This window comes from Rhodoferax sp. UBA5149, from assembly GCF_002413825.1.
Lineage (GTDB): Bacteria > Pseudomonadota > Gammaproteobacteria > Burkholderiales > Burkholderiaceae_C > Rhodoferax.
In genome coordinates this window covers 9,898-12,160 of the sequence record NZ_DHXT01000135.1, presented here as the reverse complement: position 1 = coordinate 12,160, position 2,263 = coordinate 9,898, and the positions used below count along the sequence as shown (strand labels likewise).

The 2,263-nt window shown below is 62.2% G+C and carries 2 protein-coding genes; one reads left to right on the top strand and one right to left on the bottom strand.

Annotation, left to right across the window (positions count from 1 at the left end):
* Positions 1-83: 83 nt before the first annotated feature.
* On the bottom strand, positions 84-1,655 hold the full coding sequence (locus B3V69_RS11820) for an oleate hydratase (RefSeq protein WP_414707518.1): 1,572 nt from the start codon (positions 1,653-1,655) through the stop codon (positions 84-86).
* 270 nt (positions 1,656-1,925) lie between these two features.
* Here B3V69_RS11820 and B3V69_RS11815 point away from each other — a divergent pair.
* On the top strand, positions 1,926-2,263 hold a 338-nt coding region (locus B3V69_RS11815; RefSeq protein WP_296446766.1), incomplete at its 3' end, for a DTW domain-containing protein.

The window sequence follows — 2,263 nt, the reverse complement described above, 5'->3', positions numbered from 1 at the left end:
GGCTGCGAGCGCATCCACTTCGTTGCCACCCACTTTTCGCCACCTTGCACGGCGTTGCTGGAATGCACCGATGCGGGGTCGGCTTACTTGAAGGCTTTGATCAAGGCCTCGAACCGGGTTCGAAACGATTGGTCGTGCGGCGTGATGGGTGGCACCTTGCGGGCAACGCCCAGCAACTCGTAGACGGCCATTTGCGCGGCGCGCACCGAGTACTCCACCGTGAAGACGACATCGCCCGGAATTTCGACAAACTGGCTGATGAAGGCGAAGTTCTTCGAGTTGCGAGGCACCGGCGGCGGCCGATCACTGGACAGGCGGGGCATGAACATGCTGGTGATGTAAGGCATCCGGCAAGGAATGCAGTTGGCCGCTTGAACGGTCTCCAGATCGAATCGCAGGTGACCACAGAGTTCGCGCAGGATCTCCGCGCCATGGCACTCGGCCATCGGCTTGGCAACGAAATTGCCGATCCGGTCCGGGAACAGCGCGTAGCCCCAGAACACCTGTACATCGGCCGGCTGGTTTGCGAAGTGAGGTTGATGCGCCAGCACGATGGACATCAGCCAGTTGGAGTCCTTGAACGTCACCAGTCCGCCGGTGCCCGCCTCATTGCCGCTGAACTGCTGAATCTGATCGAAGAAGGCCGGGTTCGGCAGCGTGACCGTGAACGATTCCCAGCACGACTGCGCGATGCAGCGGTTGAAGGCCGCCGGATTGCCGAACTCCGGTCGGCCCTGCGCCAGCCTTTCCCAGAGCGTCCAGCCGCCGCTGTCGACCTTGGTCCGCTGGGCTGGCGCGCGGGTCATCGAACCCAGGCTGGAGGCATCGGTCATCGAGCCGTTTTGCATGAAGACCAGGTCGCCGTCGTTCACGGCAAGCACTTCACTTTGGCCCTGTCGCAAGCAATGGATGCCGGTCACGACGAACTTGCCGTCTTCGATCTTGTGCGCAAGGTCGGTGACCTTGCAATTCGTGACCAGGCGGACGCCTTGCGCTGCGAGCCAGGTCTGCAAGGGCAGAACCAGGGAGTCGTACTGGTTGTAGACGGTTCGCTTGACGCCGCCGAGCGTTTCAATGCGGGAAAACTCAAGCATGAAGCGGTGCAGGTAGCGCTTGAGTTCAACCGCGCTGTGCCAAGGCTGGAAGGCGAATGTGGTGACCCACATGTACCAGAACTCGGTCTCGAAGAACGCGGGCGAGAGCCAGTCGGAGATGCAGCTTGCACCCAATTCGTTTTCATCGGCATTGCTGAGTTTCAGCAATTCCATGCGGTCCTGCATGGAGAACCCCATGGAGCTCACCGGGACCTTCGCGCGGCGGCAGTCGACCAGCCTGGCCATCGAATTCGCCTGGTGCATCGCATTGAAATCGACGGTTTCTTCGAACACCGTCTTGCCTTTGTTGCTCAGCGAGGGAATCGATTTGTAAAGGTCCCAGGTGCATTCGTAGTTGTCGGTCGTCAGCATGCGTCCGCCGCGCAATGAATACCCAGCCGCGGCATCTCCGGCACCGTCCAGGCTGCCGCCCAGGAGGGCGGTCGCTTCGAGGATTGAAATGTTTTCGCCCGGCATGCCGCCGTCGCGGATCATGAAGGCAGCGGCAGCCAGGGAGCCGATGCCGCCGCCCACGAGATAGGCCTTGGGTTGGGTATTCATGTCGTCGGGTTCCTTGAGCGTTGCGAGTTAACAGGACTTGGCCGGATTGCAGCAGGCCACGATTCAACCCGCGTGCCTGAAAATCAGTTCCGTGCGGGGACGGGTTCCAGGCGCCACGCTAGCGGTGGCCCGCGTCCTCGTCTGTGCGCTGGGCAACACAGGGTTGTCGCGCCATGGGCTGCGCTGTTTTGAAGCGATCCACCGAAAGCCCAGACCAGCCGGGGGCCAAGCTTTTGCGGGCAGTCAGCGGCATCTTCCTAAAATCCTCCCATGACACCCGCCGCCCCTGCCAAACGCCTCGTCTGCGCGACTTGCCTGCGCGCGCAAAGCACTTGCATCTGCCAGTGGATTACGCCAACGGCCCATGGGGTCGAGGTGCTGGTGCTGCAGCATCCGCTGGAAGTGGCCAACGCCAAAGGCAGCGCGCGGTTGTTGCATTTGAGTCTGCCGCATAGCCGGCTGGTGACGGGCGAAGTGTTTACCGAGCCCGCGTTGCAGGCCTTGCTGACGGCGCCATTCCAGCCGCAGGCTGGGGCGCACCGCCCGAAGCACGCCATCCTGCTGTATCCGGACACGCCGCAGGAGCAAGCGCTGAGCTTGCCGCCGCC

Coding starts and splice junctions, on each gene's coding strand:
- B3V69_RS11820 (WP_414707518.1), bottom strand. CDS start 1,655: ATGAATACCCAACCCAAGGCCTATCTCGTGGGCGGCGGCATCGGCTCC.